Origin of the sequence: Streptococcus mitis SK564 (assembly GCF_000148525.1) — a bacterium.
Lineage (GTDB): Bacteria > Bacillota > Bacilli > Lactobacillales > Streptococcaceae > Streptococcus > Streptococcus mitis_H.
Genome location: NZ_AEDU01000007.1, coordinates 16,773 through 32,873 on the forward strand (window position 1 = coordinate 16,773; position 16,101 = coordinate 32,873).

The window sequence follows — 16,101 nt, forward strand, 5'->3', positions numbered from 1 at the left end:
CGTTAGTGCAGAAGAATGTAGGCAGTTCAATCTCCTACACGAGGTAGTGGCGGCCTGACAGAGCCCTGATCTGTTAATCTATGAAAAAGAAGGAATAAATGACAATTGAAAAAACCAATTATTGAATTCAAAAACGTCTCAAAAGTTTTTGAAGACAGCAACACCAAGGTTCTCAAAGATATCAACTTTGAGTTGGAAGAAGGGAAATTTTATACCCTTTTAGGCGCATCTGGTTCAGGGAAATCAACCATCCTAAACATCATTGCAGGTTTACTGGATGCGACGACAGGAGATATCATGCTAGACGGTGTCCGCATCAATGATATCCCAACCAACAAGCGAGACGTCCATACGGTCTTCCAATCCTATGCCTTGTTTCCACATATGAATGTGTTTGAAAATGTTGCCTTTCCGCTCCGCTTGCGCAAGATTGACAAGAAAGAAATCGAGAAACGCGTAGCGGAAGTTCTCAAGATGGTTCAGTTGGAAGGGTATGAAAAACGTTCCATCCGCAAACTTTCTGGAGGACAACGTCAGCGTGTGGCAATTGCCCGTGCCATCATCAATCAACCCCGTGTGGTTTTGTTGGACGAGCCTCTGTCAGCGCTGGACTTGAAATTAAGAACAGACATGCAGTACGAATTGCGGGAACTGCAACAACGATTGGGCATTACCTTTGTCTTTGTTACTCACGATCAGGAAGAAGCTCTTGCCATGAGTGACTGGATTTTCGTCATGAATGATGGCGAGATTGTCCAGTCTGGAACACCTGTGGACATCTACGATGAGCCGATTAACCATTTTGTTGCGACCTTTATCGGTGAGTCAAATATCTTGCCAGGAACCATGATTGAGGACTACTTGGTTGAGTTTAACGGCAAACGCTTTGAAGCGGTTGATGGGGGGATGAAGCCAAATGAACCTGTTGAGGTCGTGATTCGTCCAGAGGACTTGCGCATTACCCTTCCTGAAGAAGGCAAGCTCCAAGTTAAGGTCGATACCCAGCTCTTCCGTGGAGTTCACTATGAAATTATCGCCTATGACGAACTTGGGAATGAATGGATGATCCACTCAACCCGTAAGGCCATTGTTGGTGAGGAAATCGGTCTGGACTTTGAACCAGAAGACATCCATATCATGCGTCTCAACGAAACCGAAGAAGAGTTCGATGCTCGTATCGAAGAATACGTGGAAATTGAAGAGCAAGAAGCAGGTCTGATCAATGCAATCGAGGAGGAAAGAGATGAAGAAAACAAGATCTAAACTCTTTGTAGTGCCCTACATGCTCTGGATTGCCCTCTTTGTCCTGGCACCCTTGGTCTTGATTTTCGGTCAATCCTTTTTCAACATCGAAGGCCAGTTCAGTTTAGAAAATTATAAGTCCTACTTTGCGTCACAAAACTTGACCTACCTAAAAATGAGCTTTAACTCTGTGCTTTATGCAGGAATTGTGACCTTTGTGACCTTGCTTATCAGCTATCCAACAGCCCTCTTTTTGACCCGTCTCAAGCACCGTCAACTCTGGCTTATGCTGATTATCCTGCCTACTTGGATCAATTTGCTCCTTAAAGCCTATGCTTTTATCGGGATTTTTGGTCAGAATGGCTCTATTAACCAATTCTTGGAATTTATCGGAATCGGCTCACAACAGTTGCTCTTTACCGATTTCTCCTTTATCTTTGTTGCAAGTTACATCGAGCTTCCCTTTATGATTTTGCCCATTTTCAATGTCCTGGACGATATGGACAACAATCTCATCAATGCCAGCTATGACCTCGGTGCGACCAAGTGGGAGACTTTCCGTCATGTCATCTTCCCTCTGTCTATGAACGGAGTGAGAAGTGGAGTTCAGTCTGTCTTTATTCCTAGCTTGAGTCTCTTCATGCTGACCCGTTTGATTGGTGGGAATCGCGTTATTACGCTGGGAACGGCTATTGAACAGAACTTCCTGACAAATGACAACTACGGTATGGGTTCAACCATTGGTGTGATTCTCATCCTGACCATGTTCATCACCATGTGGGTGACCAAGGAAAGGAGAGAACGATGAAAAAATTTGCCAACCTTTATCTGGGACTGATCTTTCTTGTCCTCTACCTGCCTATCTTTTACCTGATTGGTTATGCCTTTAATGCAGGAAATGACATGAATAGCTTTACAGGCTTTAGCTTGAGTCATTTTAAAACCATGTTTGGCGATGGTCGCCTCATGTTGATTGTGACTCAGACCTTTTTCTTGGCCTTTTTATCAGCCTTGATTGCGACCATTATCGGGACTTTCGGTGCTATTTACATCTACCAGTCTCGTAAGAAATACCAAGAAGCCTTTCTTTCACTCAATAATATCCTCATGGTTGCGCCTGACGTTATGATTGGTGCTAGCTTCTTGATTCTCTTTACTCAACTCAAGTTTTCACTTGGCTTTTTGACTGTTCTATCTAGTCACGTGGCCTTCTCCATTCCTATTGTGGTCTTGATGGTCTTGCCTCGTCTCAAGGAAATGAACGGTGACATGATTCATGCGGCCTATGACTTGGGAGCCAGTCAATTTCAGATGTTCAAGGAAATCATGCTTCCTTACCTGACTCCGTCTATCATTGCAGGTTATTTCATGGCCTTCACCTATTCGCTAGACGACTTTGCTGTGACCTTCTTTGTAACGGGAAATGGCTTTTCAACCCTGTCAGTCGAGATTTACTCTCGTGCTCGCAAGGGGATTTCGCTAGAGATCAATGCCCTGTCTGCCCTCGTCTTTCTCTTTAGTATTATCCTAGTTGTTGGATATTACTTTATCTCACGTGAGAAGGAGGAGTAAACATGAAAAAACTCTATTCATTTTTAGCAGGAATTGTAGCCATTATCCTGGTCTTGTGGGGAATTGCGACGCATCTCGATAGCAAAATAAATAGCCGAGATAGTCAAAAACTGGTTATCTACAACTGGGGAGACTATATTGATCCAGAACTCTTGGAGCAATTCACAGAAGAAACAGGAATCCAAGTCCAGTATGAGACCTTTGACTCCAACGAAGCCATGTATACCAAGATCAAGCAGGGTGGAACGACCTACGATATTGCCATCCCTAGTGAATACATGATTAACAAGATGAAGGACGAAGACCTCTTGGTACCGCTTGACTATTCAAAACTTGAAGGTCTTGAAAATATCGGACCAGAGTTCCTCAACCAGTCCTTTGACCCAGGCAATAAATTCTCCATCCCTTACTTCTGGGGAACCTTGGGAATTGTCTACAATGAAACCATGGTAGATGAAGCGCCTGAGCATTGGGATGACCTCTGGAAGCCAGAGTATAAGAACTCTATCATGCTCTTTGATGGGGCGCGTGAGGTACTGGGACTAGGCCTCAATTCGCTAGGCTACAGCCTCAACTCCAAGGATACCCAGCAGTTGGAAGAGACAGTGGACAAGCTTTACAAGCTCACTCCAAATATCAAGGCTATCGTTGCCGACGAGATGAAGGGCTACATGATTCAGAACAACGCTGCAATCGGCGTGACCTTCTCTGGTGAAGCCAGCCAAATGCTAGAAAAAAATGAAAATCTACGCTATGTAGTACCGACTGAGGCCAGCAACCTTTGGTTTGACAATATGGTCATTCCCAAAACAGTCAAAAACCAAGATGCAGCCTATGCCTTTATCAACTTTATGTTGAAACCTGAAAATGCTCTCAAAAATGCGGAGTATGTTGGCTATTCAACACCAAACCTACCAGCTAAGGAATTGCTCCCAGAGGAGAAAAAAGAAGACAAGGCCTTTTATCCAGATGCTGAAACCATGAAACACCTAGAAGTTTATGAGAAATTTGACCATAAATGGACAGGAAAATATAGCGACCTCTTCCTACAGTTTAAAATGTATCGGAAGTAGGAGTTAGCAATCACGAAACGAATCAGTTAAGCTGGTTCGTTTTCTTAATAGAAGGCAATTTTTGTAACTGTATGTTTTTCTATGGTAGTTGCTTATTTGCTTGCCCAGTAGTATACTAAGTTTAACCTTACAGAGAGCGGTAACAAATAATGAAAGTGTCTACTTTTTTCAAAAAAAGTTTCTGGCCAACCTTTTTGACTGTTCAGCAAACATATATACTATTTTATCTAAAGGATGGTTTGGATTGACAATACCTAACAACTGAGTCTATATATTTGGTGATAGGAAACTTTATATTTGCAAATATTTGCGTAGCTATATTTAGCAATTCGAAACTTTGGGATAAAAGTTGGGATAAAAAGAAAAATGGCAGTAAGAAAAAATATATCCTGAAAAAGTAATCTGAGATGTAGGGAATGGGTCTGATTCAACGGAGACGATTCCCAGTTGACGCAAGCTTAAAAAAACGTTATAATAAGAAAGTTGAGAATTGATTTTCACTTGTCTTAGTCCAGAGAAATGGCGGTGCTGCGAGCCATCTAAGCTAGGAAGTCATGCTACTCAATTTAACAATTGCATAAGAACAAGAGAATGACAAGTTCATTGAATGAAGGTGGTACCGCGGTTTTTCGCCCTTCGTGATATGAACTTGTCTTTTGATTTTTGGAGGTGTTGATGAAAACATTTCTTGTCAAACAAAAGTTTCGTCTTGGAGGCGAACGCTTCGCTATCAAGGATGACAGGGGAGAAATCGCCTATCAGGTAGAGGGATCATTTTTTAAGATTCCCAAAACTTTTACTATCTATGATGCGGCTGGTGAACAAGTTAGTCAGATCAGTAAAGAAATCTTGACCTTGCTTCCTCGTTTTGAGATTCAGCTTCGGGATGGCTCGAGTTTTGTCATTCGCAAGAAGTTGACCTTCTGGCGAGATAAGTATGAGTTTGATAATCTAGGTCTTCGTATCGAGGGCAGTATCTGGGATTTGAATTTCAAATTGCTGGATGATCGCGATCAGTTGATTGCGGAAATTAAGAAGGAACTCTTCCATCTGACCTCTACCTATAGCGTAACGGTTCTTGAGGATGCTTATGCAGACCTAGTCATTTCTCTCTGTGTCGCGATTGACTATGTGGAAATGCTGGAAAGCCAATCACATTAAACAAGTAAATAAGGAGACAATATGAAACAACTATCTAGTGCACAAGTACGCCAAATGTGGCTTGATTTCTGGGCAACCAAAGGTCACTCAGTAGAACCATCAGTGAGCTTGGTTCCTGTAAATGACCCAACTCTTTTGTGGATCAACTCTGGGGTAGCAACCCTTAAGAAATACTTTGACGGAACCATTATCCCTGAAAATCCACGTATTACCAATGCTCAAAAGGCTATCCGTACCAACGACATCGAGAACGTAGGGAAGACTGCACGTCACCATACCATGTTTGAAATGTTGGGGAACTTCTCTATCGGAGATTACTTCCGTGACGAAGCGATCACTTGGGCTTATGAGCTTTTGACAAGCCCAGAATGGTTTGATTTCCCAGCTGAAAAACTTTACATGACCTACTATCCAGACGATAAAGATTCATACAACCGTTGGATTGAAGTGGGAGTGGACCCAAGTCACTTGATTCCAATCGAGGATAACTTCTGGGAAATCGGTGCTGGACCTTCTGGACCAGATACAGAAATCTTCTTTGACCGTGGTGAAGCCTTTGACCCGGAAAATATCGGTCTTCGCCTGCTTGCAGAAGATATCGAAAACGACCGTTATATCGAAATCTGGAACATCGTTTTGTCACAATTTAACGCAGATCCTGCTGTTCCTCGTAGCGAATACAAGGAATTGCCACACAAGAACATTGATACGGGCGCTGGTTTGGAGCGTTTGGTGGCGGTTATCCAAGGGGCTAAGACAAACTTTGAAACAGACCTATTCATGCCTATCATTCGTGAAGTGGAGAAATTGTCTGGTAAGGTTTATGACCAAGATGGCGATAACATGAGCTTTAAGGTTATCGCTGACCACATCCGTTCTCTTTCGTTTGCCATCGGTGATGGTGCCCTTCCAGGAAATGAAGGTCGTGGTTATGTCCTTCGTCGTCTCCTTCGTCGTGCGTCTATGCATGGTCAAAAATTGGGTATCAACGAGCCTTTCCTTTACAAACTCGTTCCAACTGTTGGAAAAATCATGGAAAGCTACTACCCAGAAGTGCTTGAAAAACGTGACTTTATTGAGAAAATCGTGAAGAGCGAGGAAGAATCATTTGCCCGTACCCTTCACTCAGGTCAACACTTTGCCCAAGGCATCGTAGCTGACTTGAAAGAAAAAGGTCAATCTGTCATTGCTGGTTCAGATGTCTTCAAGCTTTATGACACTTATGGATTCCCAGTTGAATTGACTGAAGAAATCGCTGAAGAAGCTGATATGACTGTGGACCGTGAAGGTTTTGAAGCAGCCATGAAAGAACAGCAAGAACGCGCGCGTGCATCAGCTGTTAAAGGTGGTTCAATGGGTATGCAAAATGAAACCCTTCAAAACATCACAGTAGAAAGTGTCTTCAACTACAATGCTAGCCAATTGTCTTCTAAATTGGTGGCTATCGTGGCTGACAATGCAGAAGTAGAAGCTGTGTCAGAAGGAATTGCCTCTCTTATCTTTGCGGAAACGCCATTCTACGCTGAAATGGGTGGACAGGTAGCTGACCACGGTCAAATCTTGGATGCTGCAGGAAACCTTGTGGCTACTGTGACCAATGTTCAAAAAGCACCAAACGGACAAGCCCTTCACACTGTTGAAGTCCATGCACCACTTGCTTTGAACCAAGAATATACCTTGGCAATTGATACAAATCGTCGTCACCGTGTCATGAAAAACCACACTGCGACTCACTTGCTTCACGCTGCTCTTCACAACATCCTTGGAAACCACGCAACACAAGCAGGATCTCTTAACGAAGTTGAATTCCTTAGATTTGACTTTACCCACTTCCAAGCTGTAACTGCTGAAGAATTGCGTGCCATTGAGCAGCAAGTCAACGAAAAAATCTGGGAAGCTCTTGAGGTTAAGACAGTTGAAACTGATATTGACACTGCCAAAGAAATGGGAGCTATGGCTCTCTTTGGTGAGAAATACGGCAAGGAAGTCCGTGTTGTTACTATCGGTGACTACTCTATCGAGCTTTGTGGTGGTACCCACGTTGGCAACACTTCTGAAATTGGTCTCTTCAAGATTGTCAAAGAAGAAGGGATCGGTTCAGGAACTCGCCGTATCTTGGCAGTGACTGGTAAGGAAGCCTTTGAAGCCTACCGTGAACAAGAAGATGCTCTTAAAGCAGTCGCAGCAACCTTGAAAGCACCTCAACTTAAAGAAGTACCTCACAAGGTAGAAGGACTTCAAGAACAACTTCGTCAATTGCAAAAAGAAAATGCTGAGTTGAAAGAAAAAGCCGCAGCTGCAGCTGCAGGCGACATCTTCAAGGATGTGAAGGAAGTCAACGGTCACCGTTACATTGCTAGTCAAGTGTCTGTATCAGATGCCGGTGCCCTTCGTACCTTTGCAGATAATTGGAAACAAAAAGACTACTCTGATCTTCTTGTTCTAGTTGCCGCTATCGGTGACAAAGTCAATGTCCTTGTAGCAAGCAAGACAAAAGACCTTCATGCAGGAAACCTTGTCAAAGAATTAGCACCAATCGTCGATGGACGTGGTGGTGGTAAACCAGACATGGCCATGGCAGGAGGAAGCAACCAAGCTAAAATCCAAGAATTGTTGGATGCAGTAGCAGGTAAATTGTAATCAAGTAATACTCTTCGAAAATCTCTTCAAACAACGTCAGCTTCGCCTTGGATTTTATATGAGACTGACTTCGTCAGTCTTATCTACAACCTCAAAGCAGTGCTTTGAGCAACCTGCGGCTAGCTTCCTAGTTTGCTCTTTGATTTTCATTGAGTATAAAGATCTATCCATTTGGGTAGGTCTTTTTTTGACTACAAAAAAGCCAAATCCGATTGGATCTGGCTTGAATATTATGAACTATTAAATAGTATTGGCTGCCCAGACACTTACCGAAGCAGCTGAGACTGGGAATTGTCCATAACCTTCCTCATCAATTATAACTTGACCTTGGTGGTTTTCAAGTAAATCTACAAAGGTTTGGTTAGCCCATTCTTGGCCGACAAACATTGACTTGCTGTTTTCTTGGTCATTTGAGATAAGGACTGCGATTGGGGATTGATTTTCAGCACCTGAACGTACCCAACCGATACAGTTAGGGTCATCAAAGTAGTCATTTTGTTCTCCATAGGCCAAATTTTTTCGGATGGCTAGGAGGCGGTCAAGGACTTCTTTGAAATCTTGTTGAGCATATTGCCCTGAAATTCCATAGTAGTCGCCGTAAAAGACACATGGAAGGCCATTTTGGCGTAACAGAATGAGGGCATAGGCTGCTGGTTTGAACCATTCTTCAACAGTAGACTCAAGAGCCTGACCACGTTGGGTATCGTGGTTGTCGACAAAGGTTACAGCCTTGTAAGGTTTGAGTTCAACCAAGCTATCTGTAAAAATACCACGAAGGTCATAGTTGGAACCTGCTCGGCTAGCATCAAAGAGATTCTGGTGGAGACGAACATCGACAAGGTCAAAGCGTTCTTCCGTTTTTTCAAGATAGTCCAGATTGGCTTCCTTGTCTGGATTCCAAAATTCACCAAAAACATAGAAATCCTCACCGTATTTTTCCTTCATATCGCGGATAAAATTGCTCATGAAGAAAGAGTCAATGTGCTTAACGGCATCCAAACGGAAACCAGCAATACTAGTCGTCTCCATGAACCAGTCAGCCCAGTCATAGATATTTTGGATGACTTCAGGATGCTTAAAGTCTAGGTCGGCATACATGAGGTAGTCGTAGTTACCGTTTTCGTTATCGACCAATTCCTCGTTGGCCCAGCCCTTATTGTCCCCTTGGATCAGATAAATCCCAGACTTACGGCGTTTGGCATCGTAGTCTGTACCGGTGAAGTGGTACCAGTGCCAGTGGAAGTCATTGTAGGTATCTTGGCGACCATCGAAGGTAAAGCTAGTCCAGCCATTGATGGTGAAGGGTTCTCCAAGTTCAACTGTACGGTCTACAGGATCCACTTCAATAACCTGAAAAGCTTCCATGTGATCGGCCGCAGCCTTGTGATTGAGTACCACATCGGCCATAGGCTGGATTCCCTGTGCTTTTAGGGTTTGAATAGCTTGAAGATAGTCTTCTTTAAAACCATACTTGGTGCGGACAGTACCTTTTTGGTTAAACTCACCAAGGTCAAATAGGTCATAGACCCCATAACCTACATCTTTTTCATTGGTAGCCTTGAAAGCTGGTGGCATCCAGACGTGGCTGATACCGAGATCAGCTAGGTGTGGAGCATCTTCAGCCAGACGCGTCCAGTGCTGACCATCGTGGGGCAGATACCATTCAAAGTATTGCATGAGTGTTTGATTTTGCATGATGTTTCCTCTTACTTGTCAATCTTGTTCTTTATTCTATCATAAAGTATTGGTTAGCGCCAACGTTTGCATAAAATAGAAGGAAACTATTTTAACTACTTAAAATAAAGTATTGATTTTTTTGTATCAAAGTGCTAGTATAATAGTATGTAATATAGATAAAGATAGGAGTCATCCCATGATTGAATTTCAAAATGTTAGTAAGTTGTATGGTGATAAAGAGGCTTTGAGCAATCTCAATCTGCAGATTGAAAATGGGGAGATTATGGGCTTGATTGGCCATAATGGGGCTGGAAAATCGACCACTATAAAATCCCTAGTCAGTATCATTTCACCCAGCAGTGGTCGTATTTTGGTAGACGGTCAGGAGTTATCGGAAAATCGCTTGGCTATTAAACGAAAGATTGGCTACGTAGCAGACTCGCCTGACTTATTTTTACGCTTAACAGCCAATGAATTCTGGGAATTGATTGCTTCATCCTATGATCTGACTAGCTCTGACTTGGAGACTAGTCTAGCTAGGCTATTGAACGTTTTTGATTTTGCTGAAAATCGTTATCAGGTTATTGAAACCCTTTCTCACGGAATGCGTCAGAAAGTCTTTGTCATCGGAGCACTCTTGTCTGATCCTGATATTTGGGTTTTGGACGAACCCTTGACTGGTTTGGATCCCCAGGCTGCCTTTGATTTGAAGCAAATGATGAAGGAACATGCACAAAAAGGCAAGACAGTTTTGTTTTCAACCCATGTCCTAGAGGTAGCTGAGCAAGTCTGTGATCGGATTGCTATTTTGAAAAAGGGGCATTTGATCTATTGTGGTAAGGTAGAGGACTTGAGAAAAGACCACCCAGACCAGTCTTTGGAAAGTATCTACCTTAGCCTTGCTGGTAGAAAAGAGGAGGTTTCAGATGCGTCTCAAGGTCATTAAAAAATTAGTTGATATCAATATCCTCTATTCATCTCAAGAAGCTAATCTGGCTAACCTACGAAAGAAGCAAGCTAAGAATCCTGGGAAAAAAGTAAATGTTTCCGCTAGAGTCCTAAGTTCTTACATTTTTTCTAGTCTCTTGATGCTTTTCATGTTTATAAATATAGCCTTTCGTTTTCCTTTTGATGAAATGCCAAGTTTTTTTAGTAGCATGGTTGCTATTTTACTGGTGCTTGCCTTTTCAACTTCTTTCACTGCATTTTACAATGTCTTTTATGAGAGTAAGGATTTGGTATCGTATAGGCCCTATGCCTTTAAAGAATCAGAGATTATAATTGCTAAAGGACTGTCTGTTCTCTTGCCAGCTCTAGCTGGAATTGTACCAATCCTAGCTTATTTTCTAGTCCTCTATATTAGGCTAGCTCCTTCTCTTTGGCTGGGCTTGCCTTTGATGCTGCTGTCCTTGGCCTTATTATTTGTCTCTGTTACTTTAGTGATGGTAGTGGCAGTACATTTCTTGGCTCAGACTACGGTCTTCAGAAAGTATCAGTCTATTTTTTCGAATGTGATGATTGGGATAGGGGTTCTCATACCTTTAATATTTGTCCTCTTTCTACAGTCGACTTTTGGAAGTATTGTTGACAAAGTTAGAGACATTCCATTTCTCCTTTATCCTCTTCATATCTTTTACAAAATAGCAGTGGCTCCTTTTTCGACAGAAGCCATCCTGGGTCTACTCGCTTGGATAGGACTAACTCTCTTCCTACTTTACCTGACCAAAAAGAAGGTTCTTCCTCATTTTTATGACGTGATTCTGCTTAACAGTGAGGAGAAGGTCAAGAAAGAACGTCGCAATAAGGAGAGAATTTCAACTACTAATAAAAAGGGCTTTTTCCGTATGGTTTTACGCTACCACCTCACCCTCTTGGGACAGGGAACTGGCGTGATTACAGTGCTTTTTACAAGTGCCTTTCTTCCTTATCTCATGATGATCGGTCTGATTTCCAAAATTCGAGATTCTCAGATAGTTCCAGACATTCATCCTCCATACTGGTTACCCTTGTTTTTTATAGCTCTCTTTATAGCAGTTGTCAATAACAATATCACCAGCCTGCATTCAATTGCCTTGTCCTTGGAGAGGGAAAATGTTGATTTTCTGAAGAGTTTACCCTTTGACTTTGCTCGTTATGTGAAAGTGAAATTTTGGATTATATTTGCTGTCCAGTCCTTTTTACCAGTTCTGACTTTACTTGGCCTTTCTCTATATCTAGGCTTGCCCATCCTTTCGATGATTTATCTTCTTGTAGTCTGGATCCTTGCCAGTGTCATCCTTTCTTGCCACCATTACCTTAAGGACGTGAAAAATTTGTCAACAAATTGGAGTAACATTACGGACTTGGTGAACCGTTCAAATCGTATAGTCGCAATTGTTTTGATTTTTATTTATAGTGCAATCTTAATGGCCCTTGTAATAGGGAGCTTATTCTTGGTTCGCTCTCTCGCCCCTGTCCTTGCCATCAGCTTGGGAGTAGGAGTTCTTATCCTCTTGCTTGCTCTTGCTATTTTTGGCTATCATTACTACCTGTCACGCATATTGACAGAAATAGAAAAAAGATGAGCTAGTTGGTCGCTTGCTTGATAAATTTTATAAAAAGAAATGAGGCTGAGCAAAAAATCACTTCTAACTAGCAAAAAAACGAGCATTTCCGTAGATGGAGATACTCGTTTTTCTATGCCATTTTTCTTATCATAAAAACAAAACGACTAGAAATTTATAACAATGTATAAATCCTACAGCATCAATTGCTTAAATTTAGGATTAGATCTTATCTATGATGTTTTGAAGATTAATGGAGCTTGAGATGTTTGCTATTTATGGATAGCATACAAAATCATTGTTACTGGCGAGCTCTCTCATACTTCGGGGTTTGCCTTTCATCTAGTTATTCTTATAAAAATCCGTTTTATACTCAATGAAAAACAAAAATCAAACTAGGAAGCTAGCCTCAGGTTGCTCAAAACATCGCTTTGGGGTTGCAGATAAAGCTGACGTGGTTTGAAGAGTATTAGACTAATTTCCACTTTGGTCAGGCAAATGGAAGTTACTTTGAGAAGTTACCCTGAAATAATTCCTATTTGTAAAACTCTGATAAGTCTTGGCTGATTTGATAGAAATGTGGTATAATTTTCCTTATGGAAAAGATTATCATTACAGCAACTGCTGAAAGTATTGAACAAGTTAAACAACTGCTCGAAGCTGGCGTAGACCGTATCTATGTCGGTGAGAAAGATTTTGGCCTTCGTCTGCCAACAACCTTTAGTTATGACCAATTGCGTGAAATCGCTAAGCTGGTTCATGATGCTGGTAAGGAATTGATCGTTGCAGTCAATGCCCTTATGCACCAAGATATGATGGACCGTATCAAGCCCTTCCTCGATTTCTTGGAAGAAATCAAGACAGATTACATTACGATTGGGGATGCAGGTGTCTTTTACGTAGTCAACCGCGATGGTTATTCCTTTAAGACCATCTACGATGCTTCAACCATGGTAACTAGCAGTCGCCAGATTAACTTCTGGGGACAAAAGGCTGGCGCATCTGAGGCTGTTTTGGCGCGTGAAATTCCATCAGCTGAACTTTTCAAAATGCCAGAGATTTTGGAAATTCCTGCTGAAGTGTTGGTTTACGGTGCTAGTGTTATTCACCATTCAAAGCGTCCGCTCTTACAAAATTACTATAACTTTACGCATATAGATGATGAAAAGACTCGCAAGCGTGACCTCTTCTTGGCAGAACCAAGTGACCCAGAGAGCCACTATTCCATTTTTGAAGACAATCATGGTACCCACATCTTTGCCAACAATGACCTTGATTTGATGACCAAATTGACAGAATTGGTGGAGCATGGTTTCACTCACTGGAAACTAGAAGGTCTCTACACTCCTGGTCAGAACTTTGTTGAGATTGCAAAACTCTTTATCCAAGCGCGTAGCTTGATTCAAGAGGGAAACTTTAGCCATGACCAAGCCTTCTTGCTGGATGAAGAAGTTCGTAAACTTCACCCTAAAAACCGATTCCTTGATACAGGATTCTATGACTACGATCCTGATATGGTTAAATAAAGTAAATGATTCATTGAGAGAAGGAAAATTTAAAATTTCTTCTCTCAATTTTTCTTGTTTCCTCACCATTTTCAAAAATCAGCAGGCTAGGATGCTCGACTTACTGAGATTTTTAAGAAAAGTAACCTTCTTGAGTTTGAAAATTATCCCATGTTTGCAGGTGCCAAATGACCCTTTTTTTGGTATAATTTTTTATAATGAAAACGATTGGTAATCGCTATGTTGTGGTTGATTTAGAGGCAACTAGCACAGGTAGTAAGGCTAAAATTATCCAAGTGGGAATTGTCGTGATTGAGGACGGAAAAATCGTCGATCACTATTCGACGGATGTCAATCCACACGAACCTCTGGATGCTCATATTAAAGAATTGACAGGGCTAACTGACCAACGTCTGGCGCAAGCACCTGATTTTTCGCAAGTTGCTAGAAAAATCTTTGACTTGGTGGAGGATGGGATTTTTGTAGCCCATAATGTTCAGTTTGATGCTAATCTCTTGGCGGAAAATTTATTTTTTGAAGGTTATGAGCTAAGAAATCCTCGTGTTGATACGGTGGAATTGGCCCAGGTTTTTTTCCCAGAAATGGAAAAATATAGTTTGCCGATATTGTGTCGAGAATTAGGAATTCCTCTAAAGCACGCCCACACAGCCCTTTCAGATGCCCAAGCTACAGCGGAATTACTCCTTTTTCTTCGAGAAAAGATAGCCCAGCTCCCTAAAGGTCTCTTGGAACGCTTGCTGGAAATGGCTGACGCTCTCTTATATGAGTCCTATCTGGTTATTGAAGAAATTTATCGAAACCAATCTATCCTGAGTTCTCCAGACTTGGTCGAAGTTCAAGGACTGTATTTCAAGAAACCTGCAGCTCCTCTGAAGTCACGAAAGCTATCTCAAGACTTTTCTAAAAATATTTCTCTGTTGAATCTTGAAGTGAGGGAGGAGCAAGAAAATTTTGCTAAAGAGGTTGGCTTGCTATTGAAAGATGAGCCTGTCTCATTAATTCAAGCGCCGACAGGGATTGGGAAAACCTATGGCTATCTCTTACCCGCTTTGTCCCAAGTGGAAAATCGTCAGATTGTCCTTAGCGTTCCGACAAAGATTCTTCAAAATCAAATCATGGAAGAAGAAGGTAAACGTCTTAAAGAGGTGTTCCATACAGATATTCATTCTTTAAAGGGACCACAAAATTACCTGAAGTTGGATGCTTTTTATCGTTCCTTGCAGGAAAATGATGAAAATCGCTTATTTAGACGTTTTAAAATGCAACTCTTGGTCTGGTTGACAGAGACAGAAACTGGGGATTTGGATGAAATCGGCCAACTCTACCGCTACCAACATTTTCTGACAGACCTTCGTCATGATGGGAATTTATCTTCTAAAAGCTTATTTGTGACGGAAGATTTCTGGAAACGTAGTCAAGAAAGGGCAAAGGTCTGTAAGCTTTTAGTGACCAATCATGCCTATCTAGTAACCAGACTTGAAGATAATCCTGAATTTGTCAGCGACCGTTTATTGATTATTGATGAAGTCCAAAAAGTTTTGTTAGCTCTAGAAAATCTGCTTCAACAGACCTACGATATCCAGTCTATTATTGCTTTAGTTGATAAGGCTTTAGTGGAAGAAGAAAACAGGGTCCAGCAACGAATACTAGAAAGTATTCGCTTTGAGTGTCTCTACTTGATAGAACAATTTCAGTCTGGAAAATCTAAGAAGAGTATCTTGGATTCTCTTGCCAATCTCCACCAGTATTTTTCAGAATTAGAGGTAGAAGGCTTTGAGGAATTGGTTCGCTATTTTACTGCTGAAGGTGATTACTGGCTTGAAGCAACTGAAACTAGTCAGAAGAAAATTCAGATTTCTTCTACAAAATCAGGTCGAATCCTTCTATCTTCCTTAGTGCCAAATTCATGTCAAGTCTTGGGAGTGTCGGCCACTCTTGAGATCAGTCAAAGAGTTTCTTTGGCAGACCTTTTAGGTTACCCTGAAGCCAAATTTGTCAAGATTGAAGCTGGTAAAAAACAGGATCAAGAAGTGGTCTTGGTCAAAGATTTCCCTCTAGTAACAGAAACTTCCTTAGAAGTCTATGCCAAAGAGGTAGCTGATTTGCTAATGAATGTTCAAGCTTTCCAGCAACCAATTTTGGTTCTCTTTACTGCCAAAGACATGCTTCTAGCAGTATCGGATTTACTTCCAGTTAGCCATCTGGCCCAGTATAAAAATGGCGATGTTCATCAACTGAAGAAACGCTTTGAAAAAGGAGAACAACAAATCTTGCTTGGTGCAGCAAGTTTCTGGGAGGGAGTTGATTTTTCAAGTCATCCTTTTGTGATTCAAGTTGTACCAAGACTTCCTTTCCAAAATCCTCAAGATCCCTTGACGAAAAAGATTAATCAGGAATTGAATCAAGAAGGGAAAAATGCCTTTTATGATTATCAATTGCCGATGGCTATTATTCGTTTAAAACAGGCTTTGGGAAGAAGTATGAGACGTGAACACCAACGTTCCTTAACCCTCATTCTGGATAGAAGAATCGTCGGAAAACGATATGGCAAGCAAATAGTGACTTCTCTAGCAAAAGAAGCGACTGTTAAAACCGTCTCTCGATCCGAAGTTGATGAGGCTGTTGATAAATTTTTAAATGAACTTTGATAAATAGTATTGTATGAAA

At 41.5% G+C, this 16,101-nt stretch carries 11 protein-coding genes and 1 pseudogene; 11 read left to right on the plus strand and 1 reads right to left on the minus strand.

All coding sequences use genetic code 11. The annotated features are described in order from the left end of the window. Positions 1 to 105 precede the first annotated feature (105 nt). From SMSK564_RS04780 to alaS, 7 genes and pseudogenes are all read left to right on the plus strand, one after another. On the plus strand, positions 106 to 1,263 hold the full coding sequence (locus SMSK564_RS04780) for an ABC transporter ATP-binding protein (RefSeq protein WP_000742908.1): 1,158 nt from the start codon (positions 106 to 108) through the stop codon (positions 1,261 to 1,263). Beyond that, positions 1,244 to 2,050, plus strand: a complete 807-nt coding sequence (locus tag SMSK564_RS04785) for an ABC transporter permease (protein ID WP_000753657.1) — start codon at positions 1,244 to 1,246, stop codon at positions 2,048 to 2,050. Before SMSK564_RS04780 ends, SMSK564_RS04785 begins: the two co-directional genes overlap by 20 nt. Further along, entirely contained in the window at positions 2,047 to 2,814 is a 768-nt protein-coding gene (locus SMSK564_RS04790; RefSeq protein ID WP_000712725.1) for an ABC transporter permease, read from the plus strand. The genes SMSK564_RS04785 and SMSK564_RS04790 overlap by 4 nt, the downstream gene beginning before the upstream one ends. A 2-nt stretch (positions 2,815 to 2,816) precedes the next feature. Next, the gene (locus SMSK564_RS04795; RefSeq protein ID WP_000737956.1) at positions 2,817 to 3,887 is read left to right on the plus strand and encodes an ABC transporter substrate-binding protein; all 1,071 of its coding nucleotides are present in this window, start codon (positions 2,817 to 2,819) and stop codon (positions 3,885 to 3,887) included. Between the two features lie 149 nt (positions 3,888 to 4,036). Beyond that, positions 4,037 to 4,288, plus strand: a pseudogene (locus tag SMSK564_RS04800) (hypothetical protein). Positions 4,289 to 4,562: 274 nt separating this feature from the next. Beyond that, positions 4,563 to 5,048 (plus strand): LURP-one-related/scramblase family protein, encoded by a 486-nt coding sequence (locus SMSK564_RS04805; protein WP_000847062.1) that lies wholly within the window; start codon positions 4,563 to 4,565, stop codon positions 5,046 to 5,048. 21 nt (positions 5,049 to 5,069) lie between these two features. Further along, a complete protein-coding gene (gene alaS, locus SMSK564_RS04810; protein WP_000811760.1) occupies positions 5,070 to 7,688 on the plus strand; it encodes an alanine--tRNA ligase in 2,619 nt (872 codons plus the stop codon). A 240-nt stretch (positions 7,689 to 7,928) separates the two neighbouring features. Here alaS and SMSK564_RS04820 read toward each other — a convergent pair whose 3' ends face one another. Beyond that, complete coding sequence (locus tag SMSK564_RS04820; RefSeq protein ID WP_001181040.1) at positions 7,929 to 9,383, minus strand: alpha-amylase; 1,455 nt, start codon at positions 9,381 to 9,383, stop codon at positions 7,929 to 7,931. Positions 9,384 to 9,561: 178 nt separating this feature from the next. Between SMSK564_RS04820 and SMSK564_RS04825 the strand changes: the two genes are divergently transcribed. The 4 genes from SMSK564_RS04825 to SMSK564_RS04840 all read left to right on the plus strand — a co-directional run bounded on the left by SMSK564_RS04825 (position 9,562) and on the right by SMSK564_RS04840 (position 16,082). Further along, positions 9,562 to 10,311, plus strand: a complete 750-nt coding sequence (locus SMSK564_RS04825) for an ABC transporter ATP-binding protein (protein ID WP_000569205.1) — start codon at positions 9,562 to 9,564, stop codon at positions 10,309 to 10,311. Beyond that, complete coding sequence (locus tag SMSK564_RS04830; RefSeq protein ID WP_001237561.1) at positions 10,292 to 11,929, plus strand: hypothetical protein; 1,638 nt, start codon at positions 10,292 to 10,294, stop codon at positions 11,927 to 11,929. Before SMSK564_RS04825 ends, SMSK564_RS04830 begins: the two co-directional genes overlap by 20 nt. Before the next feature lie 575 nt (positions 11,930 to 12,504). Then, positions 12,505 to 13,434 (plus strand): peptidase U32 family protein, encoded by a 930-nt coding sequence (locus tag SMSK564_RS04835; protein WP_000411191.1) that lies wholly within the window; start codon positions 12,505 to 12,507, stop codon positions 13,432 to 13,434. Between the two features lie 197 nt (positions 13,435 to 13,631). Beyond that, on the plus strand, positions 13,632 to 16,082 hold the full coding sequence (locus SMSK564_RS04840; protein WP_000848726.1) for a bifunctional DnaQ family exonuclease/ATP-dependent helicase: 2,451 nt from the start codon (positions 13,632 to 13,634) through the stop codon (positions 16,080 to 16,082). Positions 16,083 to 16,101: the final 19 nt, after the last annotated feature.